General features: G+C 72.9%; 19 protein-coding genes. 8 read left to right on the top strand and 11 right to left on the bottom strand.

Annotated features, from left to right (window positions below; genetic code table 11):
- Positions 1 to 12: 12 nt before the first annotated feature.
- From BGP79_RS04375 to BGP79_RS04365, 4 genes are all read right to left on the bottom strand, one after another.
- On the bottom strand, positions 13 to 1,428 hold the full coding sequence (locus BGP79_RS04375; RefSeq protein WP_076693807.1) for an FAD-dependent oxidoreductase: 1,416 nt from the start codon (positions 1,426 to 1,428) through the stop codon (positions 13 to 15).
- 212 nt (positions 1,429 to 1,640) lie between these two features.
- The gene (locus tag BGP79_RS04370) at positions 1,641 to 2,090 is read right to left on the bottom strand and encodes a VOC family protein (RefSeq protein WP_076693448.1); all 450 of its coding nucleotides are present in this window, start codon (positions 2,088 to 2,090) and stop codon (positions 1,641 to 1,643) included.
- A 3-nt stretch (positions 2,091 to 2,093) separates the two neighbouring features.
- On the bottom strand, positions 2,094 to 2,234 hold the full coding sequence (locus BGP79_RS16570; protein ID WP_158067138.1) for a hypothetical protein: 141 nt from the start codon (positions 2,232 to 2,234) through the stop codon (positions 2,094 to 2,096).
- A 101-nt stretch (positions 2,235 to 2,335) separates the two neighbouring features.
- Positions 2,336 to 3,658 (bottom strand): MFS transporter, encoded by a 1,323-nt coding sequence (locus BGP79_RS04365; protein WP_076693447.1) that lies wholly within the window; start codon positions 3,656 to 3,658, stop codon positions 2,336 to 2,338.
- Between the two features lie 127 nt (positions 3,659 to 3,785).
- Between BGP79_RS04365 and BGP79_RS04360 the strand changes: the two genes are divergently transcribed.
- Positions 3,786 to 4,415, top strand: coding sequence for a trimeric intracellular cation channel family protein (locus BGP79_RS04360; protein ID WP_076693446.1), 630 nt, complete (start codon positions 3,786 to 3,788; stop codon positions 4,413 to 4,415).
- 36 nt (positions 4,416 to 4,451) lie between these two features.
- Here the strand turns inward: BGP79_RS04360 and BGP79_RS04355 are convergent, their stop codons facing one another.
- The 3 genes from BGP79_RS04355 to BGP79_RS04345 all read right to left on the bottom strand — a co-directional run bounded on the left by BGP79_RS04355 (position 4,452) and on the right by BGP79_RS04345 (position 7,629).
- Positions 4,452 to 5,459: a polyprenyl synthetase family protein gene (locus tag BGP79_RS04355; protein ID WP_233121199.1), complete on the bottom strand. Its 1,008-nt coding sequence runs from the start codon at positions 5,457 to 5,459 to the stop codon at positions 4,452 to 4,454.
- Between the two features lie 101 nt (positions 5,460 to 5,560).
- Positions 5,561 to 6,892 carry a geranylgeranyl reductase family protein gene (locus tag BGP79_RS04350; RefSeq protein ID WP_076693445.1) on the bottom strand — a complete coding sequence of 444 codons (1,332 nt, stop codon included), beginning with the start codon at positions 6,890 to 6,892 and terminating at the stop codon, positions 5,561 to 5,563.
- Positions 6,889 to 7,629, bottom strand: coding sequence for a demethylmenaquinone methyltransferase (locus BGP79_RS04345; RefSeq protein ID WP_076693444.1), 741 nt, complete (start codon positions 7,627 to 7,629; stop codon positions 6,889 to 6,891). The genes BGP79_RS04350 and BGP79_RS04345 overlap by 4 nt, the downstream gene beginning before the upstream one ends.
- 119 nt (positions 7,630 to 7,748) lie before the next feature.
- On the opposite strand from BGP79_RS04345, the gene BGP79_RS04340 reads away from it, so the two are divergent.
- The 5 genes from BGP79_RS04340 (at position 7,749) to BGP79_RS04320 (ending at position 13,946) form a co-directional block, all read left to right on the top strand.
- Complete coding sequence (locus tag BGP79_RS04340) at positions 7,749 to 9,131, top strand: isochorismate synthase MenF (RefSeq protein WP_083701567.1); 1,383 nt, start codon at positions 7,749 to 7,751, stop codon at positions 9,129 to 9,131.
- A gap of 170 nt (positions 9,132 to 9,301) precedes the next feature.
- Positions 9,302 to 11,002 carry an HNH endonuclease signature motif containing protein gene (locus BGP79_RS04335; RefSeq protein WP_076693443.1) on the top strand — a complete coding sequence of 567 codons (1,701 nt, stop codon included), beginning with the start codon at positions 9,302 to 9,304 and terminating at the stop codon, positions 11,000 to 11,002.
- Between the two features lie 201 nt (positions 11,003 to 11,203).
- Entirely contained in the window at positions 11,204 to 12,127 is a 924-nt protein-coding gene (locus BGP79_RS04330; protein ID WP_076693442.1) for an ABC transporter substrate-binding protein, read from the top strand.
- Positions 12,124 to 13,143, top strand: coding sequence for an amino acid ABC transporter permease (locus BGP79_RS04325; RefSeq protein ID WP_076693441.1), 1,020 nt, complete (start codon positions 12,124 to 12,126; stop codon positions 13,141 to 13,143). Before BGP79_RS04330 ends, BGP79_RS04325 begins: the two co-directional genes overlap by 4 nt.
- Complete coding sequence (locus tag BGP79_RS04320; protein WP_076693440.1) at positions 13,140 to 13,946, top strand: amino acid ABC transporter ATP-binding protein; 807 nt, start codon at positions 13,140 to 13,142, stop codon at positions 13,944 to 13,946. Before BGP79_RS04325 ends, BGP79_RS04320 begins: the two co-directional genes overlap by 4 nt.
- Before the next feature lie 184 nt (positions 13,947 to 14,130).
- On the opposite strand, the gene menD is transcribed toward BGP79_RS04320, so the two are convergent.
- From menD to BGP79_RS04305, 3 genes are all read right to left on the bottom strand, one after another.
- A complete protein-coding gene (gene menD, locus BGP79_RS04315) occupies positions 14,131 to 16,080 on the bottom strand; it encodes a 2-succinyl-5-enolpyruvyl-6-hydroxy-3-cyclohexene-1-carboxylate synthase (RefSeq protein ID WP_369800156.1) in 1,950 nt (649 codons plus the stop codon).
- 139 nt (positions 16,081 to 16,219) lie between these two features.
- Positions 16,220 to 18,307, bottom strand: coding sequence for a PhoX family phosphatase (locus tag BGP79_RS04310; RefSeq protein ID WP_076693438.1), 2,088 nt, complete (start codon positions 18,305 to 18,307; stop codon positions 16,220 to 16,222).
- 172 nt (positions 18,308 to 18,479) lie between these two features.
- Positions 18,480 to 19,490 carry an o-succinylbenzoate synthase gene (locus tag BGP79_RS04305; protein WP_198928426.1) on the bottom strand — a complete coding sequence of 337 codons (1,011 nt, stop codon included), beginning with the start codon at positions 19,488 to 19,490 and terminating at the stop codon, positions 18,480 to 18,482.
- Between the two features lie 155 nt (positions 19,491 to 19,645).
- On the opposite strand from BGP79_RS04305, the gene BGP79_RS04300 reads away from it, so the two are divergent.
- Complete coding sequence (locus BGP79_RS04300; protein ID WP_158067135.1) at positions 19,646 to 20,563, top strand: phosphatase PAP2 family protein; 918 nt, start codon at positions 19,646 to 19,648, stop codon at positions 20,561 to 20,563.
- Positions 20,506 to 21,345 carry an amidohydrolase gene (locus BGP79_RS04295; RefSeq protein WP_369800165.1) on the top strand — a complete coding sequence of 280 codons (840 nt, stop codon included), beginning with the start codon at positions 20,506 to 20,508 and terminating at the stop codon, positions 21,343 to 21,345. Before BGP79_RS04300 ends, BGP79_RS04295 begins: the two co-directional genes overlap by 58 nt.
- Here the strand turns inward: BGP79_RS04295 and BGP79_RS04290 are convergent.
- Positions 21,326 to 22,588, bottom strand: coding sequence for an MFS transporter (locus BGP79_RS04290; RefSeq protein ID WP_076693437.1), 1,263 nt, complete (start codon positions 22,586 to 22,588; stop codon positions 21,326 to 21,328). The genes BGP79_RS04295 and BGP79_RS04290 overlap by 20 nt on opposite strands.
- Positions 22,589 to 22,642: the final 54 nt, after the last annotated feature.

Raw genomic sequence — 22,642 nt, 5'->3', positions numbered from 1 at the left:
CAGGCGTGACGCTCAGGCGCCGGTGAGGTCCCGGATCGCCCGGCTGATGTCGACCATGTCGCCGCGCGGGACGACCTTGACGCGCTCCCGCTCGACCGGGCCGGACGCCGTGGCCGTCGTGCCGAGCTCCCGCTCGTGCGCGTCCAGGGCGTGCCAGCCCTCCCACGTCGTGTACTCGACACCGCGGCCGTCCAGCAGCTCGATCACGGCGGACTCCTCGGGGTGCTCCGGCCGGGCCAGGCCCTCACGGTCCGCCAGCAGCATGCCGATGGTCTCCAGGGCGTCGCCCTTGGTGTGCCCGATCAGGCCGACCGGGCCACGCTTGATCCAGCCGGTGGCGTAGACGCCCGGGACGGGGTTGCCGTCGGCGTCGAGCACGTGCCCGCCGTCGTTCGGCAGCACACCGCGGCGGTGGTCGAAGTCCAGGTCCGGCAGCGCCGAGCCGAAGTAGCCGATGGCCCGGTAGACGGCCTGCACGGGGTACTCGACCGTCTCACCGGTGCCGCGGACCCCGCCGGTGCCGTCCAGCTCGGTCCGCTCGAATCGCATCGCGGCGACGTGCCCGGGGGCGTCCGCCGAGTCGAGGATCTCGACCGGGTTGTGCAGGAAGTGCAGGTGCAGGCGGCGCTTGGCGGTCAGCTCCGCCAGGTCGTCCGGCTGGGCCGCGATCCAGTTGGTGAGCGTGCCCATCATGGTCTTGGTCTGGTTGTTCGTCTGCATCTGCCGCTCGGACTCCTCGTCGAACTCGAAGTCCTCCGGGTAGAGCACGATGTCGACGTCGGGCGACTGGGAGAGCTCGCGCAGCTCCAGCGGCGTGAACTTGATCTGCGCGGGGCCCCGGCGGCCGAAGATGTGCACGTCCGTGGCGGGCGAGCGCTTGAGCGCCTGGTAGACGTTGTCCGGGATCTCGGTGGTGAGCAGGTCGTCGGCCTGCTTGGCGAGGATGCGGGCGACGTCGAGGGCGACGTTGCCGTTGCCGATGACCGCGATCTCCTTGGCGTCCAGCGGCCAGTCGCGGTCCACGTCGGGGTGCCCGTCGTACCAGGAGACGAAGTCGGCGGCCCCCCAGGAGCCCTCCAGCTCGACACCCGGGATGTTCAAGTCCGCGTCCTTGATGGCACCGGTGGCGAAGATGACGGCGTCGTACCGGGCGCGCAGCTCCGTCAGGGTGATGTCGGTGCCGACGTTGACGTTGCCGAAGAAACGGATATCGCCGCGGTCGAGCACCTTGTGCAGGGCGGCGATGATGCCCTTGATCCGGGGGTGATCCGGCGCGACGCCGTACCGGATCAGCCCGAACGGGGCCGGGTAGCGGTCGAAGAGGTCGATGCTCAGCGTCAGGGCACCACTCTTGACCTCCTCGGACTTGGTGAGCAGGTCCGCGGCGTAGACGCCGGCGGGGCCGGCTCCGACGACGGCGACCCGCAGGACGGTCGTCGTGGCGCTGGCGTCGGCGGGGGTCGCGGTGGTGGCGGTCTCGTCGGCCGCGGCGGTGCCGTTCAGGCTGTGGTCGAGCACGATCGAATCAGTCTCCTTCAAATCCACACCATTCTAGTTTCTTATTCGGAGCCGTTCGTGGTGACGTGCGCAAGCACACACCACTCCCCCGGTGAACGGCGCCGTGGCGCGAGAAGGAGAGATCAGCCGTCGGCGTCGGGACCGGCGCCGGGCAGGAAGGACAGCACCTCCCAGAGGTGCCCGTCGAGGTCGCGGAAGTAGCCGGAGTAGATGCCCCAGGGGCGCTCGTGCGCCACGCCGAGGACGGTGGCCCCGGCCAGCTCGGCCTCGCGCAGCACGGCATCGACGTCGTCGCGCTCCGGCACGATGTGACCCAGGGACACGCCGGAGCCGCCGATCGCGTCGGCGGGCAGGCCGGCGTCCTTGGCCAGTTCACCGGCCGGGTAGAGGGAGAGGATCAAGCCGCCGTCCAGGTGGAACATGGCGGTCTCGCCGCCCGGGCTGTCCGGCGTCGCGGGGTGCTCGGAGCCGATGATGCCCTCGGTGGCCAGGCCGAGCCCGTCCCGGTAGAAGGTGACGGCGCGCTGGAGATCCGCCACCGCGAGGGTCACGACGTGGAGCTGGCTCTTCATCGGTCAGGACCCGCCGTCGTCGTCGCCCTCCGCGGCCTCCTCGGCGTGTTCACGGGGCTGCGTCGGCTGGGTATCGTCGTCGCCCTCGGCCGGGGACTCGCCGTGCGTGCGGCCCTGGTCGTCGTCGGGCTGGGTGCTGGTCATGGTGACCTCCTGGAGTGCAGCTCCGGTCCGGTGCTGCTGATCCAGCCAAGCAGAGGGACCCCGGCGAGCGCAATGGTCACCGCGCCGGTCCGGAGACCGGGTCAGTCCGGCAGCGGCTCGAACGCGGTCTCCTTCATCGTCAGGTAGAAGACGGTGGAGATGGCCATCAGCACGACGAGGTACCAGGGGAACGCCGTCGGCAGCCCGACGGACGCCAGCTGCGTCCCGACCATCGGCACCGTGCCGCCGATCAGCCCGACCGTCAGCGCGTAGGGGAAGCCGAGGCCCGCGGCCCGGAAGTCGGCCGGGAACATCTCGGTGTAGGCCGGCATCGAGCTGGCCTGCAGCAGGGACAGGGTCAGCATCCCGAAGCCCTGCACGGCGATCAGCGACCACACCGAGTGGTTGATCAGGGCGAGCGCCGGGACGGTGCCGACCGTCAGCAGCACGCCCGCCGCGACCATCGTGGGCCGGCGCCCGAACCGGTCCGAGAGCCGCCCGGCGACCAGGGCCCCGACCATCGCGACGACGGTGCTCACGACCATGGCCACCATGCCGAGCTTCGGGTCGAAACCCCGGTAGGTGGTCGCGTAGGTGGGCATGTAGGTCCCCCACGCGTAGACCATGGCCGTGAACCCGATGGTCAGGCCGACCACCCGGACGGTGGCGCCCGGGTAGCGGCGCATGGCCGCGAACATGCCGGTGGCACCGGCCCGCGAGCGCCGCGCGTCGATCGTCTCGTGCATGTCGCGGCGCAGCCAGATCCCGGCCACCGACAGCAGCGCCCCGACGACGAAGACGAGCCGCCAGCCCCATGCCGTCATGGCCTCGTGCGGCAGCGTCCAGGACAGCAGCAGCACGAGGCCGGCGACGGCGATCTGGCCGAAGCCGGCGACGGCGTTGAGCACCCCGGCGATGAAACCGCGCCGGCCCTGCGGCGCCATCTCCATCGCGAACGCGGACATCGAGGCGTACTCCCCGCCGATGCAGATGCCCTGCACGATGCGGGCCACGAGCAGGATCAGCGGCGCCACGAGCCCTACCTGCGCGTAGGTGGGCGCGAAGGCGATCAGCAGGCTGGACACGCCCATCCCGTAGACGGTCAGCAGCAGGGCGGGCTTGCGGCCGAACCGGTCGGCGACGGTGCCGAGCACCAGCCCGGCCAGCGGACGGGCGATGAAGCCGACCGCCATGATGCCGAAGGTGCCGAGCAGGGCGACGAGCGGGGACGTGCCGGCGGGGAAGAACTGGCCGGCGAAGTAGACCGACAGCAGGGCGTAGGCGTTCCAGTCGAACCACTCGATCAGGTTGCCGATCCCGGCCGCACGCAGCTGGCGCCGCGGGATGCCGGGCACCAGGGAGGGGCGGTCCCGCGCGGGGGTGACGGCGGGTGCGGCGGTGGCGCCGGAGGTCAGCTCAGCCATGTCTCGACGGTAGGAGCGTGATGCGGGCCGCGTGCAGCCGGCCGACACCTCCGGTCACGCCGGGACACATTTCGTCACCGGTCCCGTCGTCATCGGAGGTGGGCCTGCGCCCCCTACGCTGGGGGCCGTGAACGCCTCGGTGACGCTGCTGATCCTCGACCTCGTGGGGGTCTACTTCTTCGCGGTGTCCGGTTCCCTGCTCGCGGCCCGGCAGCGCTTCGACCTGGTCGGCTCGCTGCTGCTCGCCTCGGTCACCGGCCTCGGCGGCGGCGTCGTCCGGGACCTCGTGCTCGACGCAGGGCCGCCGATCGCGTTCTCCCAGCCCCTCTACCTGGCGCCGCCCGTGCTGGCGGTCGTGACCGTGTACTTCATCTCGGCGTCGGTGCGCCGGTTCAACCGGCTGCTGGTGGCCTTCGACGCGGCGGGCTTGGCGCTGTTCTGCGTGTCCGGGACGCTGCTGGCCATCGCCGCGCACCAGCACCCGGTGACGGCCGCCCTGCTCGGGGTCACGACGGCGGTGGGCGGGGGCATCCTACGGGACGTGATCGCCAACGTCACCCCGGCGCTGTTCGACCAGCGCGAGTTCTACGCGATCCCCGCGTTCGTGGGGGCGGCGCTGACGGCGGCCGCGGCCGCGCTCGGGCTCGTGCACCCGCTGACGACGGTGCCCATCATCGTGCTCGTGTTCGCCCTGCGGGTGGCGGGACGGCGGCTGCGGTGGGGCATTCCCCTGGCCAGTCGCCGCGTCGTCGAGTGAAACCCTCCGCGACCGACACCGACGCCCGGGGCCGGCTCAGGCGGAGCGGTCCACCACGGCGCGCGCGAAGCCGACCAGCGCGTCCTTGACGACGCCGGCGGGCAGCGGGTCCAGCGCGTCGACAGCGTCGTCGGCCCAGCGGCGGGCAACACTCCACGACTCGTCGGTGGCCGAGTGGTCCGCCACCGCGGCGACCGCGGTGCGCAGCGCCTCGTCCGAGCCGAGGTCGCCGTCGACCAGGTCCAGCACGCGGGCGGCGGACTCGTCCCCGCCGGCGGCCGCGCGACGCAGCAGCAGGACGGGCAGGGTCGGGACGTGCTCGCGCAGGTCCGTACCCGGGGTCTTCCCCGAGACCGCGCGAGCCCCGGTGACGTCGATGACGTCGTCGGCCAGCTGGAAGGCGACGCCGATCTTCTCGCCGTAGCTGACCATGGTGTCGACGTAGACCTCGTCGGCGCCCGAGAAGATGGCCCCGAGCTGGCCGCTGGCCGCGACGAGGGAGCCGGTCTTGTCGGCGATGACGGAGAGGTAGTGGGCCACGGGGTCCTCGCCCTCGGCGGGGCCGACGGTCTCGTGCAGCTGTCCCAGGCACAGCCGCTCGAAGGTGCTCGCCTGGATGGCCAGCGCCCGGCCGCCGAGGTCGGAGACGAGCCGGGAGGCGCGGGCGAACAGGAGGTCGCCCGCGAGGATGGCGACCGAGTTGCCCCAGATCTGGTGGGCGGACGGGGCACCGCGGCGGAACTGCGCGGAGTCCATCACGTCGTCGTGGTAGAGCGTGGCCAGGTGGGTCATCTCGACGACGACGGCGGCCTGCTCCACCTCGTCGCGGTCCGGGTCACCCAGGTGCGCGGCGAGGATGGTCAGCAGCGGGCGGATGCGCTTGCCGCCGGCGTCGAACAGGTGCCGGCTGATGGTGTCCGCGAGCGGGTCCGCGTGCGCGATGGAGGTGCGCAGGCGTTCCTCGACCCGCCCGAGGGAGGCGACGACGGCGGGACCGAGGTCGGCGTTGTCGGCGACGAGGGAGAACGCGGCGGGCAGCACCATGCCGGCCGTGGGCAGGCGACCCGATCCGGAGCCACCGGTCGGGCGGACGGCGGACGCCACCGGCGACCCGGCCGACGTCATCTCGGCGTTCGAGGTTTCCTTCACGCCTCAACCCTAGCTTTCTGCGGCAACGACGCCGGACGCCGGCCGGTACTCGCCCGGTTGCTCAGCTGGTTGCTCGCGGGAGGAGTGAGCCGTTCCAGCAGGTGGATGGCCCGGTCCTCGAGCCCGCCCGGGTGATCCGTGAGGTTCGCGAGCATGCGCACCACCATCCGCAGCAGCGGCGGGGCGCTCATGCCGGTGCGCAGCGCCGCGTTCATCACCTGCGGGTGCCCGATCAGGCGGGCGAAGAGGGCACCGAGCTGGAAGTGGGAGCCCCACTGCCCGCGGATCACGTCCGGGTAGGTGGCCAGCGCCGCGTCACGGCCGGCGGCGTCGGGGGCGGCCAAGGCGTCGACGATGCGCTCGGCGGCGAACCGGGCGGACTCCATGGCGTAGGAGATGCCCTCGCCGTTGAACGGGGAGACCATGCCGCCGGCGTCGCCGAGCAGCAGCATGCCCGGCACCGCGTGCGGGGTGCGGTTGAAGCCCATCGGCAGGGCGGCACCGCGGATGGGGCCCACCTGGTTCTCGGGCCGGTAGCCCCACTCCGCGGGCATCGCGGCCGTCCACTCCCGCAGCACCTGCCGGTAGTCGATCCTCCCGAACTGCTTCGAGGAGTTGAGGATGCCCAGGCCCACGTTGGAGGTGCCGTCGCCGACGCCGAAGACCCAGCCGTAGCCCGGCAGCGGGCGGCCGGCGGCGTCGGGCAGCTGCAGCCAGCCCTCCATCCAGTCGTCCTCGTGGCGGGGGGACGTGTAGTAGGTGCGCACGGCCACGCCGAGCGGACGGTCCTCGCGACGCTCGAGGCCGACGGAGAGGGCGGTGCGGGCGGAGTTGCCGTCTGCGGCGAGGACGACGTCGGCGTCGAACCTGCGCTCCTCGCCGGTGCGCCGGCCGTCGGCGTCGAGCACCGCGGCCCGCACCCCGGTCACCCGGCCGGCATCGTCCCGCTCGGCCCCGAGCACGTTGTGCCCGGTCAATACGGTGGCGCCGGCGGCCTCGGCGTGGCGGGCGAGGGCCTCGTCGAAGCCGAGCCGGGTGCGGACCAGCCCGTAGTCGGGGAAGTCGGTGAGTTCGGGCCAGGGCACCTCGACGGTGCGACCCGCGGCGATCAGGCGCAGCCCCTTCATCCGGCGCCAGCCGGCGTCGACCTCGTGGGGCAGACCGATGCGCTGCATCTCGCGGACGGCGCGCGGGGTGAGCCCGTCCCCGCAGACCTTCTCCCGGGGGAAGTGGGTCTTCTCGAGGACGACGGTCTCGATGCCGGCCTGCGCGAGGTGCCAGGCCGCGGTGGAGCCGGCGGGGCCGGCCCCGACGATGACGACGGTCACGGCGCGGCGACCGACGGCGTCACGGCATCCGCCGCGGACGTCGTCACGGGCTTCGTGGCCCGGTGCACGGCGACGATGCCGCCGGTCAGGTTCCGGTACTGCACGTCGGTCCAGCCGGCCTCGGCGAGCCAGGCGGCGAGCTCCTCCTGGTCCGGCCAAGCACGGATCGACTCGGCCAGATAGACGTAGGAGTCCGGGTTCGAGGAGACCGCGCGGGCGATCGGTGGGATGGCCCGCATCAGGTACTCGGTGTAGACGGTGCGGAAAGGCGCGAACGTCGGTCGGGAGAACTCGGCGATCACGAGCCGGCCACCGGGCTTCGTCACGCGCAGCATCTCGCGCAGCGCCTGCTTCGGGTCGTTGATGTTGCGCAACCCGTAGGAGATGGTCGTGGCGTCGAACTCGCCGTCGCCGAAGGGCAGGGCCATGGCGTCGGCCTGGACGAAGGTGATGTCGGGGCGACGGCGACGGCCGACCTCGAGCATGCCCGGGGAGAAGTCGGCGGCGACCACGTCCACGCCCGCGTCGGCGTAGGGCTCGCTGGACGTACCGGTGCCGGCGGCGAGGTCCAGCACCCGCTGGCCGCGTCGCGCGCCGACGGCGGCCACGACGATCCGGCGCCAGTACCGCACCTGTCCGGCGGACAGCACATCGTTGACCAGGTCGTAGCGGGGTGCGACGTCGTCGAACATCCGCGCGACGTCGTCGGGATCCTTCTCCAGGGACGCGCGATTCACCCGCTCATTCTGGCACGCCGGGGCGAACCCACCCCGCGAGGGCCCGGCACTTCGCCGGCAGCGGACGCCCCGGCCGCCGCACCGGTCGCGCCTCCGCAGCCGAGTAGATTGAGGGCACCATGGCCTCCGTTTCCTCGCGGGTGGCCGGGGAACCCTCCCCGGCCGGCACCGACACCCCCACTCCCCTTCTCTCGACCGTGACCGTTCCCCTGGACCCCGCGCGTCTGCCGGGTGGCCTCGTGGGTCTGGTCGAGACGACACGGCGGTCGGGGCTTCCCGCGGTCTGGCTGCGCCGGGAGAACGGCCTCGTCGGTATCGGCACCGCCGCGCGGTTCGCGTCCGCAGGCGCCGACCGGTTCGCCCGGGCCCGGCAGTGGTGGCGTCAGGTCAGCGCCACCGCGCGGCGGGAGAACACCGTGGGCGGGCCCGGCACCGGGCTCCTGGCCTTCGGGTCCTTCGCCTTCGCCGACGACTCCGCCTTCGACTCCCGCCTCGTCGTGCCCGAACTCGTCGTGGGCGCCGCGGACGACGGACGCACCTGGCTCACGCTGCAGAGCGTGAGCGACGACGCCCCGACCGCCGCGACCGCCCTCGCCGCATTCGACGCGCTGCTCTCCGAGTCCTCGGCTCCGCCCGCCGTTCCGACCGGTGGCCGGGTGCGGGACGGGTCGCTGAGCGGGGACCAGTGGATGGACGCGGTCACGGCGGGGGTCGCCCGGATCAGCGCCGGGGAGCTGCACAAGCTCGTCCTGGCGCGCGACGTCGTCGTCGAGCTGGACACCGCGGTGGAGCCGGCGGCCGTGCTCTCGGACCTGGCGCACCGGTACCGGGACTGCTGGACGTACTCGGTGGAGGGGCTCATCGGGTCCACCCCGGAGATGCTGATCAAGGTCGAGGACAACGTGGCCCGCGCCCGGGTGCTGGCCGGGACCCTGGACCGGGCGAGCGCGCCGGCGGACGACCCGGACTACGCGCAGCGGGTGCTGTGGGGTTCGACGAAGCAGCGGCAGGAGCACGAGTTCGCGATCAACTCGCTGCTGGACCGCCTCACCAGTTACACGGACACGATGACAGTCTCGAGCGAGCCGTTCGTGCTCGAGCTGCCCAACGTGTGGCACCTGGCCTCGGACGTGACGGCGGTGCTCAACGACGCGCCCTCTCCCACCGGCAAGCACCGCACGCCGGGCGCGCTCGCCCTGGCGGAGGCGCTGCACCCCACGGCCGCCGTGTGCGGAACGCCGACGGCCGCCGCCGCGGAGCTGATCAGCGAACTCGAGCACCTGGACCGCGGACCGTACGCCGGCCCGGTCGGCTGGGTCGACTCGACCGGCAACGGCGAGTGGGGCATCGCCCTGCGGGGGGCGGTGCTGGAGTCGCCGACGACGGCGCGCCTGTTCGCCGGGTGCGGGATCGTCGAGGCCTCCGATCCGGCCGCGGAACTCCGGGAGACCTGGGCGAAGTTCCGGCCGATGCTCCAGGCCCTCGGGGTGCAGGCGCACTAGGGGTTCGGGGGCTCGGCCGCCGTCCTTCTGGCGGTGGCGGCGGGCTGACTCGTCTCATGGAGGAGTTGTTCACGCCTGGGCCCGGTGGCGCACCGGTTCATCGTCGGACTCCCTCCACAGCTTCCCCGGCCGCCGCGAGTTCTGTCGGTGGCAGCGGGTTGACTCGTGCCATGGAGGAGCTGTTCGCGCTCGTGCACGTTGATGGAGGCGGTCGCGCCGACGAGACGGTGACGCCCGTCGCCGGGCTCGCGCCCCGTCCCCTGGACGAAGCCGAGGCGATGCGCCGGGTCCATGCCGTGGCATCCGCCGCGGACACCGACTCGACCGATGTGCTCATCGGTGCCTTGGAGCAGGTGCGGCAGCTCGAGTCCTGGCTGGAGGCGCGTCGACACGCCATCGCGGTGAGCGCGACCCACGCCGCCACGCGCGACCACGAGGCCTGGGTCAGCGCGAACCCGACGTGGGACGACGGTCTCGCGGACCGTGGGAGTGCCGGGCTCGGGCACGGTGGACTCACGCGCGCCGAGAGGGTCGCCGTCGCCGAACGCAGCGCCATCGCCGAGATCGCCTGCGCCCTGCGGATCGGCGAGAAGGCCGCTCACCTGCTGATCCAGCACGGTCAATTGCTCGATGCCTGGCTCCCGGACACCACAACGGCGCTGGCTGCCGGCACCATCACGGGCGCCGCCGCCCGCATCATCATCGACAGTGCGAGGGAGTACACCTCGCTGCCGGTCACGGACGCTCAGACCGACGCCCGCGTCCGCACCGCCGTCGAACAGACCGAACGGTTCCTCCTCGACGTGGCGTGCGCCGGAGGTACGACGGGCGAGGTGGGTGCGCGAGCCCGCCGGCTGCGTGAGCGCCTGCACCCCCTCTCCCGGCAGGAACGCCACGAGGTGGCGCGAGCCGACCGATGCGTCCGCGTCCGACCGGGGTGCGACGGCATGGCGCACCTGACGGCGTGGCTGCCGGCGGCCGACGCCCACGACGTCGACCACCACCTCACCGCCCTCGCGCGGGCCGCGCTGGGACCTCAGCTCGAAGTGTCCACCGGCCGGACTCGGGAGACGGGTATGCCCGACGACGAGGACGAGCGGACCGTCGGTCAGGCTCGGGTCGACGTCCTCACCGACCTGATCATCGGAGGAACCACCAGCGGGAGCGTTCCGGACGCCGCCGGCACAACGGCTCCGGACCTGAGCGACGCCGGCGCCGGCGGGACGAGGGCGGCTCCGTCCGCCGATGGTCCGTCGAGTTCGCCGCCGTCGCTCCTGCTCACCATGCCGGCCGCGGTGCTCCTCGGCGAAGACGGCCCGGCCGCGTTCGGACCCTTCGGATCGATCCCCGTCGAGGACGCCCGCCGGCTCGCGTCGACAGCGACGTCCTTCACCCTCGGCATCACCCTGGCCGACGACTCGTCGCCGACCGGTACGCGGCTGATCACCGCAGGGCGGCAGTACCGGATCCCCGCCGAGCTGCGTCGCCGGTTGCAGGTGCGGGACGGAACCTGCCGGTTCCCCGGATGCCGCCGTGCCGCCACCCGCTGCGATCTCGACCATCGCACCGCCTGGGCCGACGGCGGGGCCACCGAGGAGGACAACCTCGCCCACCTGTGCCGCCGACATCACGTGCTCAAGCACCACTCCGCCTGGCGAGTGACCGGTCCACCCGGGCTGGACGCCGCCTCGCGCGACGATCCGACGCCGACGTCGTCTGCTTCGAGCTCATCGGTTCCGGCGCCGGCACCATACTCCTCGCCTCCACCGGCCTCGTCCGTCCTGCACTGGGTGTCCCCCACCGGTCGTCGGTACCGGAGCGACCCGGATGACGCTCCCTTCCGACGGCCTCCGGCGCCGCCGGCCCGCTGACGTGGGCGGCTCCTGCTCTCGGGCAATTTCCGCCCACCCGGCAACACTGTTCAGACCCCTCGACGCGGCCACTCTCGGCGCACGCCGGAAACGAGGACGACACGTGGGGTGGTGCATACTCTTGGAAGCATGCGCACCGGCTCCCCGTTCGGCACTGGTGCCCTGTCCGACCATTGCCCTGCCCGTCCACAGGAGGACGCCTTGCGCTCACGACTGCTCGCCTCTGCCCTGGTCCTCACGGTCCTCGGCGCCGTCTCCGGTTGCTCCAACTCGGACACGACGTCCAGCCCGGCCACCAACGCCTCGGGGTCCTCCGTCGCCAGCTTCGATCCGACCTCGGTCGCCAAGGACGACGCGCTCGCCGGCCAGGTGCCCGACGCGATCAAGTCGAAGGGCACTCTGACCGTCGGGTCGGACACGTCCTACGCCCCGGCCGAGTTCCTCAAGGAGGACGGCCAGACCGCCCAGGGCTACGACATCGACCTCGCCAAGGCCATCGCGGCCACCCTCGGCCTGAAGGCCACCGTGCAGACCGCGGAGTTCGGCTCGATCCTCCCGGCGCTGGGCTCCAAGTACGACGTCGGCATGTCGTCCTTCACGATCAACGCCGAGCGGCTCAAGGCCGTGAACATGGTGTCCTACTTCAAGGCCGGCACCCAGTGGGCCGTCAAGAAGGGCAACCCCAAGAACGTCTCCGTGGACGACGTCTGCGGCAAGACCGTCGGCGTCCAGACCGGCACCGTCCAGGAGTCCCCGGACCTGTCCGACCGCAGCGCCAAGTGCAAGGCGGCCGGCAAGGACGCCATCACCATCGTGTCCCTGAAGAACCAGACGGACGTGACCACGCGCCTCGTCAACGGCAGCATCGACGCCATGGCCGCCGACTCGCCCATCACGAGCTACGCAATCACCCAGACCAACGGACAGATCGAGAAGGTCGGCGACGTCTACGACGCCGCCCCGCAGGCGATCACCGTGGCCAAGAAGGACACCGCGCTGGCGGGCCTGATGCAGAAGACGATGCAGAAGCTCATCGATGACGGGACCTACACCAAGATCCTTGCCTCCTGGAACAACACCGACGGCGCCGTCAAGACGTCAGAGCTGAACCCGGCGCAGTCGTGAGTCACGGCGTCACCACCCGCAGGGACCCGGACGCCGGCGGCAACGCCCGGCCGGACCTGATCCGCGCCGTCCCCGTCCGGCACCCCTGGCGCTGGGTGGGCGCGGCGGTGCTCATCGTGCTCGTCGCCCTGCTCGCCCAGAGCCTGGTGACCAACGAGAACTACCGCTGGGACGTCGTCGCCAAGTACCTGCTGGACACGCGGGTGATCGCCGGTGTCGGCTGGACCCTGCTGCTGACCGTCCTCTCGATGGTCATCGCGATCGTCCTGGCGATCACCCTGGCGCTGATGCGGCAGTCGGACAACCCGCTCTTCCGCTGGGTCAGCTGGGTGTGGGTGTGGTTCTTCCGCGGCACTCCCGTCTACACCCAGCTGGTGTTCTGGGGTCTGGCGTCGACGCTGTACCCCAACATCGCCCTCGGCGTCCCGTTCGGCCCCGAGCTGTTCACCATCAGGACGGAGACGCTCCTCTCCTCCTTCTGGGCCGCGACCCTGGGCCTGGCGCTGAACGAGTCGGCGTACCTCGCCGAGATCTTCCGCGCCGGCCTGAAGTCGGTGGACAACGGGCAGGAAGAGGCCGCGGAGGCCCTCGGCATGCGCAAGTCCGTGATCATGCGGCGCATCGTGCTGCCGCAGGCGATGCGGGTGATCGTGCCCCCGACCGGCAACGAGACCATCGGCATGCTCAAGACGACGTCGCTCGTCCTGGCCGTGCCGTTCATCCTCGACCTGACGTTCTCGACCAACGCCATTGCCAACCGCATCTACCTGCCGATCCCGCTGCTGATCGTGGCCGCCTTCTGGTACCTGCTCGTCACGAGCATCCTCATGGTCGGCCAGTTCTACATCGAGCGGCACTTCGGCCGGGGCGTGGACGCGGACTCCCCGGCTCCGGTGAAGGTGACGCCGGCGGCCCACCACACGGCCGCCGACGATGCCGCCACCACCGATGCGCCCGCCCTGGCGGGCGAGGGCGATCTACCCGGCAACCGTGCCGCAGGAGGCGACGGACGATGACCAGCGAGACCACCCGCACCGCTCCCCGCGCCGAGCGAGGTACCGCCCCCCTGGTGCGGATCGAGGGGCTGCACAAGTTCTTCGGCGACCACCACGTGCTGCGCGGCATCGACCTCACGGTCAACCGGGGCGAGGTCTGCGTCGTCGTCGGGCCGTCAGGCTCCGGCAAGTCGACCGTCCTCCGCTGCGTCAACCAGCTCGAGACCATCAGCGCCGGGCGTATCTTCATCGGCGACGAGCTGATCGGCTACCGCGAGCAGGACGGCAGGCTGCACGACCTCACGCCCCGGCAGATCGCGGCCCAGCGCCGTGAGGTCGGCATGGTCTTCCAGCGCTTCAACCTGTTCCCGCACATGACGGCGCTGCAGAACGTGATGGAAGCGCCCATGCAGGTCAAGGGCGTCAAGAAGGCCGAGGCCACCAGGCGCGCGCACGAGCTGCTCGACCGCGTGGGCCTGGGCGACCGGTCCGGGCACTACCCCTCGCAGCTCTCCGGCGGTCAGCAGCAGCGCGTGGCGATCGCCCGGGCGCTGGCCATGGAACCGGAACTGATGCTCTTCGACGAGCCCACCTCGGCGCTCGACCCGGAGCTGGTCGGGGACGTGCTCGAGGTGATGAAGGACCTTGCCCGCTCGGGCATGACGATGATGGTCGTCACCCACGAGATGGGCTTCGCCCGCGAGGTCGGCGACACCCTGGTCTTCATGGATCAGGGCGCCGTCGTCGAGGCCGGTCACCCGCGCGAGGTGCTCGGCAACCCGCAGAACCCCCGCACCCAGGAGTTCCTCTCCAAGGTGCTCTGAGGCTCGCCGGACTCCGCGTCATCCGCGGAATGCCGCGTTGGTCGTCGATTGCCCCGTCGTTCGCGGCAATCGACGAACGACGCGGCATTGCGCTGTCCGGGGTCGGTGCGGGGCGGGGTGCGACCGGGTCCGGGTGCGGCCGACGTCCCGTCAGTTCGCGGTGGGCGTCAGCGCGCGATGGGCGTCAATTCGCGCCGGCGATGTCGGCGGCCGCGGCGGTGAACGACGCGTGCAGGTCGGCGAGCCGGGTGCGATCCGCGACCACCTCGATGAGGCTGCGTCCACGGATCGGCGCCGAGAGGGCTGTCTCAAGGGCGCCGAGGTCGGCCACCCGCTGGTGACGGACCCCGTAGGCAGCGGCGAGCGACCCCAGGTCGACGTGCTGCGGGGTGCCGAACAGCCGTTCGACCGCGCTCGTCCAGCCCGCTCGCCGGGCCACCTTCCCGTGTTCGAGCAGGCCGAAGATCGCTCCCCCGGCGTCGTTGAGCACCACCGCCTGCAGGTCCGGTTCCGGCTCACCCGCGCCGAGGTACCAGCCGGTCGCGTCGTGCAGGTAGGTGACGTCGCCGAGCAGCACCCGGACGGGGCGGCGCGTGCCGAGCGCGACGCCGGTCGCGGTCGAGATGGTGCCGTCGATGCCGGCGACGCCGCGGTTGGCGATCACCCGCGTCGGACCGGGGCCGGCGACCGGCGCCATCAGGTCGAGGTCGCGGATGGGGTTGGACGACCCGGCGAGGAGGATGCCGTCCGTGGCCGGCCACAGCCGCTCCGCGAGGAGGGGCCCGTTGACGCCGCTCTCCCGGGCGTCGTCCTCGGCGAGCTCGACGAGCCGACCGGCCAGGTGCGTTCCGCGGTCCTGCCACTCGTCCGCCCACCCGTCCGGTCCGGTCCCGGCGAAGGCGGCGAGCTCGTCACGGTCGGTGACGACGCGTTCGCGGCGGCGGCCGGTGTCGAACCAGGCGACGGGCACCGGCGCGTAGAGGGCGGTCTCGATCTCTTCGCGGCCCAGCAGGGCGGCGACCGGCCGGCTGAGCGTGGGCCGTCCGAACAGCACCGCCCGCTCGACCCGCTCCAGCAGGTGCGGGAGCAGCAGTCGGTAGGCCGCCACGGACGTCGCTCCGTGCCGGGCGTTCGAGGACGGCTCGGCGAGCAGCGGCAGCCCGCGCTCGGCCGCGAACAGCGCGGCCTCCGGCCCGGCACCGTCGCCCGCGACGACGACGGTGCGGCGAGTCGCGGCACCGCCGGTGCGAGCCGCAGTGCCAGTGCCAGTCCCTACGGCAGCGGCTGCGCCAGTGCCAGCGGCAGTCGGGGAATAGGAGAGCAGGGCGGAGCGGGATCGGTCGCCGTCACGGTCATTGTCGCCGTCGGACTCGACGGGCCGGGTCGCGAGGGGCGCGGCGTTGCGCCCGCCGCCACTGTCGCCGTCACCGCCGTCGCCGTCGTTGTCGCCGTCGGCCGTGATCGTGAGGGTGGAGGCATACGCCGTCGACGGCGCCGCCTCGGCAACGACCACCGGGTCCTCCGCCGGCACGAGCGGGTCCCGGAAGGCGAGGTTGAGCTGCACCGGCCCGGGCGCCGCCACGGGTTCGAAGGAGAAGGCCGGGTGGGTCGGCGGGAGCAGTCCGTTCGCCGCGGCCAGCACCCGGCCGACGGCGTCCAGCGCTGCGTCGACGTCGTCGGCGGGCACGTCGATCGCCTCCCGCACGTGGACGCCGAAGAGGCCGGCCTGCCGGGTGGTCTGGTTGGCGCCGGTGCCGCGGAGTTCCTCGGGCCGGTCTGCGCTGAGCACGAGCATCGGCACCGCGCTGTGGTTCGCCTCCATCACCGCGGGCATCAGATTGCCGACGGCGGTGCCGCTTGTGGTGACCACGGCCGCCGGGACCCCGGTGCCCCGTGCCAGACCGAGCGCGGTGAACCCGGCGGACCGTTCGTCGATCCGCACGTGCAGGCGCAGCCGGCCGGGCAGGACGTCCCGGCTCGCGGTGGTGGGATCCGCGTCGGGCTCGACGGCGACCTCGACCAGCGCGTACGCCAGGGGCGCGCTGCGGGAGCCGGGGCAGACGACGACGTCGCGCACCCCGCCGTCGATCAGCAGCCGCACCACCGCGCGGGCCACGGTCATCGCATCAGTCACCGCTCCATCATGCCGCGACGGTCGCACCGGCCCGCACCGGACGACACCGACCCGGCCGGACGCGTGGTCCGGCCGGGTCGGGGGACGCCGGCGTGCGGCGTCGTCCGGGGCGCCCGTTCAACGCCCCGGTGGGGGTGGCTCAGCGCCGGTGGACCTGCACCACCGACGGGCGCGGCGCGGCGACCTGGCCGGCTCGGGGGCTCGTGCCGGGGCGGACGTAGTCCGGGAACAGCGAGTGCTGGGCGGCGAAGGAGCCCTCCTCGCCCGGGTGCTGCACGGCAACGTAGACCATGCCGTCCCGGTCGTGGATCACGGGCCCGCAGGTCTCCGCCTCGGTGGGCACGGAGAGGAACTGCTGCACGCGACCGCGCTCGCGGCCCTCGAGGGTCACCTTGAACAGCCCGTCGTTGTACCCGATGGTCGACGGCGCCCCGTCGGTCGAGATCCACAGGTTGCCGGTGGAGTCGAACGCGACGTTGTCGGGGCAGGAGATCGGCGAGACCTTCTCCTTCGGGAAGCCCGAGAAGTACGTGGACGTGTTGGTCGCCGGGTCCCCGCACACGAGCAGCAGGTTCCAGCGGAACGTCGTCGCGGCCGCACGGTTGCCCGTCTCGGTCAGTTCGACGATGTGCCCGTCGCGGTTGGGCGTGCGCGGGTTGACCTCGTCGGCGCCGGCCTTGCCGGTCTTGCCGCGGTCCGAGTTGTTGGTGCACGCGACGTACACCTTGCCGGTCAGCAGGTTCGGCTGCACGTCCTCGCAGCGGTCCATCTTGGTCGCTCCGACCTGGTCGGCGGCCAGACGGGTGTGGACGAGGACCTCCTCGACGCTCATGCCGCTGACCTGCGAACGACCGTCGACGACGAGCGGCAGCCACATGCCGCTGCCGTCGAAGGCGCCGTCCGCGGGCAGCCGGCCGGAGCCGTCGATCTCGCTCGCGCCGCTGTCGCCGCGGAACTTCGCGACGAACAGGTCGCCCTCGGAGAGAAGCTTCAGGTTCTCGGCGCGGTTCCTCGAGACCCTGCGGCGGGAGACGAACTTGTACAGGTAGTCGAACTTCTCGTCGTCGCCCATGTACGCCACGACCCGGCCCTCGCCGTCGACGCGCACGTTCGCGCCCTCGTGCTTGAAGCGGCCCATCGCGGTGTGCTTGACGGGGGTCGACGTCGGGTCCTGCGGGTCGATCTCGACGATCCAGCCGAACTGGTGGGCGGCATTCTCGTACCCGGCGTTGCGGGTGTCCCAGCGCGGCTCGTCGGCCTCCCAGCCGTATGTGCTCGGCTTGTCCATCAGGCCGTAGCGCTTGTCCTCGGCGCTCGTGCCGGGGGTGCGGAAGTAGCCGTTGAAGTTCTCCTCGCCGGAGAGCACCGTGCCCCAGGGGGTCGTGCCGCCGGAGCAGTTCCCGATCGTGCCGCGGGTCGTGGTGCCGTCGGCGTGCTCGACGGTGCGCAGCAGGGCCGAGCCGGCGGCGGGACCGTCGAAGGCGAAGGTGGTGTCCGCGTCGACGCGCCGGTTCCGGCGGCCCCCGACGGTGTAGCTCCACGGCCGGCCCGTGCGGCGCCGGGTCAGCTCGACGACCGACATGCCGTGGGCGGCGCGGGCGATCGCCCGGTTGGTGGCCTGCTGCGCCGGGTCCGTGGTCGCCGGGAACATGATGCCCGGGTTCACGTACTCCTGGTTGCAGACGAGGATGCCGCTGCGGCCGTTGCCGTGATCGACGATGACGTCCGTGTAGTCGTTGTTGTAGCCGAACTGCCGCTTCTGGGCGGACGGGGTCTGGTGCTGCAGGTCGAACGCCGGGGCATCGGCGAACAGCGGATCGCCCCAGCGGATGATCGGGGACCAGGTGTACCCGGCGGGGACGGTGAACGCGTCCACGCTCTTGTCGACCGGGGTGATCGCGGTGAACGGCAGCCGCCCGACGTTCCCGCGGCCATGCCCGTGGCCGGTGGGGAGGGCGGACGCGGCCGGAGCCGCGGCAGCGGGACCGCCCGTGGCCGCGGAGCCGGCGGCGATCAGAACGGCGCCGGCCGCGCCGAGGCCGAGTACGTTGCGCCGGCTGAGTGCCGCGGCGGCCACGTCCCGGAAGTACTCGTTGTCGGTGGTGTTGCAGGTCTCGCCCAGGCAGGCGTTCCCGCACTTGAAGTGGCAGGTCACGGGGCTGCGTTTGCCCTTCGTGTGCCCGTACATGGGCAGGAGCGACAGCGGCGTGCGCGTGGTCTCGGTCATCGTGGCTTCCCTCGTCGGCTCGTGCGGTGTGATGCCCCCGAGGGCACACGCTGCCAGTGCGCCGCCGACGACGCGCGACGCGAAGATGACCCGCCGGTGAACACGAGGTGGCCGATCGGGTTCGCGCCCACGGTGGGACCACGACCGGCGGTGGCCGCGCCGGTCAGCCGCGTCAGCCGCGTCCGGCGAGGACGGCGTGCACCCGGGTGAGCCGGTCCCGCCACCACCGTTCCCGGTCCGGCCGAGCGGCCAGCGCGTCCAGCCGGTCCGGGTCGGGGACGACATCGCGCACGTCGAGGTGCCCGTCGACCGGGCGCAGGGAGTCGGCGACGACGTCGTCGGCCATCAACGCCACCGTGCCGAGCCCGCACGCGAAGGGCAGGTCCGGCAGGGCGGCGGCCAGGGCGACCCCGCCACGGATGCCGACACTGGTGTCCAGCGCGCTGGAGACCACGGCCGGCAGGCCCGCGGCGGCGACGACGGCGAGCGCGCGGCGCACCCCGCCGAGCGGCGCGGCCTTGACCACGATCAGGTCCGCGGCCCCGGCGCGGGCCACCCGCAGCGGGTCGTCCGCCCGGCGCACGCTCTCGTCGGCGGCGATCAACGTGTCGACGCCGCGGTCCCGCAACGCCTCCCGCAGGCGGGCGAGGCCGTCGATGCCGTCGACCGGCTGCTCCGCGTACTGCAGGTGCACCGGTCCGAGCGCGGTGAGCGCCTCGACCGCCGCCTCGTGCGTCCAGCCGGCGTTGGCGTCGACGCGCAGGGCCGCGTCCGGCAGTGCGCGGCGCACGGCGGCGACGCGGGCGACGTCGTCCTCCAGGCTCTGCCCGCGCTCGGCCACCTTGATCTTGACCGTGCTCACCGGCCCGAACCCGGCGAGCACCTCGGGCACCCGGTCGGCGGCGACCGCCGGGACGGTGGCGTTGACGGGGATCCGGCTGCGCCGCGGCTCCGGGTAGCCGGTCCACGCGGCCTCGATGCCCGACGCCAGCCACGCGGCCGCCTCGGCGTCGTCGTACTCCGGGAACGGTCCGAACTCTCCCCACCCGGCCGGGCCGCGCAGGAGCAGCACCTCCCGGGTCTCGGTGGACCGGAACCGGACCCGCATCGGCACACTGACCACCCGCGCGGCGTCCTGCAGGTCGGCCAGGGGCGGCAGGTCAGTCGGCCGGACGGGCGGCAGCGGGACCTCCTCGGGCACCGGGCCTGTTCCGGGCGGGACGGACGGTCCAGGGGTCACGGCATCGCTCACCGGTTCAGCGTATCCACCGGCGATCCCACCCGAACGCTCAGGCGGGCGGACCCCCGAGGACGGGCCCGGATGGGACAATGGCAGCGATGACTCTGTCCCACCTGACCCGTGACCGCGGCCGGACCGGCGCCCGCCGGCCGGCCACCCGCACCCTGCCGGTGGCCGCCCTCTGGACCGGCGCGGCGCTGTGCGCCGCCGCCGTGTTCGCCGTGTACGCGTTCTTCGTCCGCACCGTCCTCGGCCAGCAGCTCGACGAGGCGCCCCTGACCAGCGCCCAGAAGCTGCAGACCGGCGACACCCCGGCCGCCGTGTGGCTGCAGACGCTCCCGTGGTTCCTGATCGCCGGGGTGCTGATCGCCCTGGCGGTGCTGATCGCCGTGGTCCGGCGCCGGTGGGCGGTGCTGGTCGCCGTCGTCGTGACGGTGGCCGGAGCGGTGCTGACCACCCAGTTCCTCAAGTACGCCGTGTTCGAGCGGCCGGACCTGGGGCTGGACACCCTCACCCTGAACTCGCTGCCGTCCGGTCACACGACGGCGGCCGGGGCGGCGGCGGTCGCGCTGCTGATCGCCGTGCCGCGGGAGTGGCGGCCCGTGTTCGGCGTCGCCGGCGCCGTGTTCACCACCGTCGTGGCCGCCTCGACCCTGATCAGCTACTGGCACCGCCCCTCCGACGTGGTCGCCGCCCTGGCCGTGGTGGGGGCGTGGGCGTGCGCCGCGGCGGCCCTGACGGACCCCCGGGCCGCGCGCCGGCGGGGCCGGGCCGGTGGGGGTGCCGCCCGCAACCGGGCCGTCGCCGAGCAGGCTCGGCTCGCCGGCCTGGTGCTGCTGGGGATCGGCGTCGTCGCCCTGTGCGTCTCGGGCGTGTTGTACACCGGGGTCATTCCGGCGTCCGTCGCCGGCACCGGCGGCAACCTGTGGGCGGGGCTGCTGTTCGAGACGTCCGCGGCCTGCGCGCTCTTCGCCGCGCTCACCCTGGTCCTCGGCCGGCGCTCGGTCCTGCCCTGAGCGCGCCCGCCGGGCCCGTCTTCGACGCCCACCTTCACATCGTCGACCCGCGGTTCCCTCTCGTGCCCAACGACGGGTACCTGCCCGACCCGTTCCCGGTGCCGGCCTACCGGCACCGGGTCGCCGCGCTCGACGTGCGGGGCGGCGCCGTCGTCTCGGGTTCCTTCCAGGGCTTCGACCAGACCTACCTGCTCGACGCGCTGGCCCAGCTCGGGCCCGGGTTCGTGGGCGTGACCCAGCTGCCGGAGACGGTGACCGACGCGGAGATCACCCGGCTCGACGACGCCGGGGTGCGGGCCGTGCGGTTCAACGTCCGCCGGGGCGGGTCGGCGGCCGTCGAGGCCCTGGAGCCGCTCGCCCGGCAGGTGCACGACGTCGCCGGCTGGCACGCCGAGCTGTACATCGACGCCCGGGACCTGCCGGACCTGCTGCCCGTGCTGCGGCGCCTGCCCGCCGTCAGCATCGACCACCTCGGCCTGCACGCGGACGGGCTGCCGCACCTGCTGGTCGCTGTGGAGCACGGTGCCCGGGTCAAGGCCACCGGGTTCGGGCGGGTGGACCTGGACCCGGCGCAGGCGATCGCGGCGATCCTGTCCGTCGACCCCACCGCGGTGATGGCGGGCACCGACCTGCCGTCCACGCGCGCGCGGCGTCCCTTCGCCGACGCGGACCTGGACCTGCTCGCCGAGGCCGCCGGGCCGGAGCACCGGGATGCCGTGCTGTGGAGCAACGCCGCCGCGTTCTACCGGCTCGAGCCGGGCGTCAGGCCCGGATCGGCTTGATCCGCGGCAGCAGGATCACGAACAGCACGGCGGCGATCAGACCGAGCACCCCGGTCACGGACACGCCCGCGGCCAGGGAGACGGCGTCGGTCACGGCGGAGAGCACGAGCGGACCGGCCGTCGAGCCCGCGTCGGCCATGAACCGCCACACGCCGAGGAACTGCACCCGCCCGTCCGACGGGGAGTAGTCGGCGCCCAGCGTCATCACGAGGCCGGACCCGATCCCGTTGCCGAAGCCGAGCATCATCGCGACCAGCAGGAACGGCACCGTCGTCGTCGTGAGCGGGCAGAGCAGCAGGGCCACGCCCATCACCGCCATGCTCGGTGCCGCCACCGCCAGGCGCCCGCGGGTGTCCATCAGCTTGCCGGCCGGGTAGAAGACGAGCATGTCGACCGCGCCGGAGATGCCGTAGACGAGCGACGTGGCGGACGGGTCCAGGCCCAGGCTCTCCGCCCAGAGGGGGATCACGACCTGGCGGGCCTGACGGATGGCGGAGACGAAGATGACGGCCACCCCGATGGTGGCGTAGATGCGGGCGTGGCTGCGCAGCACCGACCGGATGGTCACGGCGGAGCCGGTGGAGGGACGCTCGGGCTGGTCGGCACGCGGGCCCGCCGACGACGTCCCGCCCGCCAGCGCGTCCGTGGTGACCACCGGGATCGAGCGGGTGGGCATCGGCGGGTCCGGCATCGACAGGGCGATCGCGCCGGCCGCCACGAGGGCGACGACGCCCACGAGGTAGGCACCGCCGAGGCCGGTCAGCTGCATCACCGCCGCCCCGACGAAGGGGCCGATGAACAGGCCGATCCGCATCGAGCCGCCGAGGCTGGAGAGGGCGCGGGCCCGGTACCGCGGTTCGACCATGACCGTCAGGTACAGCTGCCGGGCGAGGTTGAAGACGGCGCCGGAGGACCCGATCAGGAACACGGCGATCGCGAGGACCGCGAGATTCGGCGCGAGCAGCGCCGTCAGCATGCCGACGGCGCACAGCGCGGCGGCGGCGACGATGGCCCACCGCTCCCCCACCCGGGCGGTGACGATCGAGGCCGGGATGTTGGACAGCAGCGACCCGACGCCGATCAGGGTGACGATGACCGCGGCGACGGCGATCGAGCCGCCGAGATCGCGGGCGGTGAGCGGGACCACCGGCAGGATGGCGCCCTCGCCGACGGCGAAGAGCACGGAGGGGCCGAACACGGGAACGACGAACCTGCGGAGGGAGAAGTCGTCGCGTCCGGCCATCGATTCCACTCTACGCGCGGGCCTGCCGGCCGGCCCGCGCCGTCAGGCGACTCC

Source organism: Tersicoccus sp. Bi-70 (assembly GCF_001968825.1).
In the GTDB taxonomy this organism is placed as follows: Bacteria; Actinomycetota; Actinomycetes; order Actinomycetales; family Micrococcaceae; genus Tersicoccus.
The sequence above is the reverse complement of the archived record's forward strand: the minus strand, read 5'-3'. Positions and strand labels throughout refer to the sequence as shown.

Excerpts from the sequence above, each read along its gene's own strand:
- BGP79_RS04370 (WP_076693448.1), bottom strand. The coding sequence starts at position 2,090 with ATGAAGAGCCAGCTCCACGTCGTGACCCTCGCGGTGGCGGATCTCCAG.
- BGP79_RS16570 (WP_158067138.1), bottom strand. The coding sequence starts at position 2,234 with ATGACCAGCACCCAGCCCGACGACGACCAGGGCCGCACGCACGGCGAG.
- BGP79_RS04365 (WP_076693447.1), bottom strand. The coding sequence starts at position 3,658 with ATGGCTGAGCTGACCTCCGGCGCCACCGCCGCACCCGCCGTCACCCCC.
- BGP79_RS04355 (WP_233121199.1), bottom strand. The coding sequence starts at position 5,459 with ATGGTGCTGCCCGCCGCGTTCTCCCTCGTCGCCGACAACGCCGACCTC.
- BGP79_RS04340 (WP_083701567.1), top strand. The coding sequence starts at position 7,749 with ATGGCCTCCGTTTCCTCGCGGGTGGCCGGGGAACCCTCCCCGGCCGGC.
- BGP79_RS04335 (WP_076693443.1), top strand. The coding sequence starts at position 9,302 with ATGGAGGAGCTGTTCGCGCTCGTGCACGTTGATGGAGGCGGTCGCGCC.
- BGP79_RS04320 (WP_076693440.1), top strand. The coding sequence starts at position 13,140 with ATGACCAGCGAGACCACCCGCACCGCTCCCCGCGCCGAGCGAGGTACC.
- BGP79_RS04310 (WP_076693438.1), bottom strand. The coding sequence starts at position 18,307 with ATGACCGAGACCACGCGCACGCCGCTGTCGCTCCTGCCCATGTACGGG.
- BGP79_RS04300 (WP_158067135.1), top strand. The coding sequence starts at position 19,646 with ATGACTCTGTCCCACCTGACCCGTGACCGCGGCCGGACCGGCGCCCGC.
- BGP79_RS04290 (WP_076693437.1), bottom strand. The coding sequence starts at position 22,588 with ATGGCCGGACGCGACGACTTCTCCCTCCGCAGGTTCGTCGTTCCCGTG.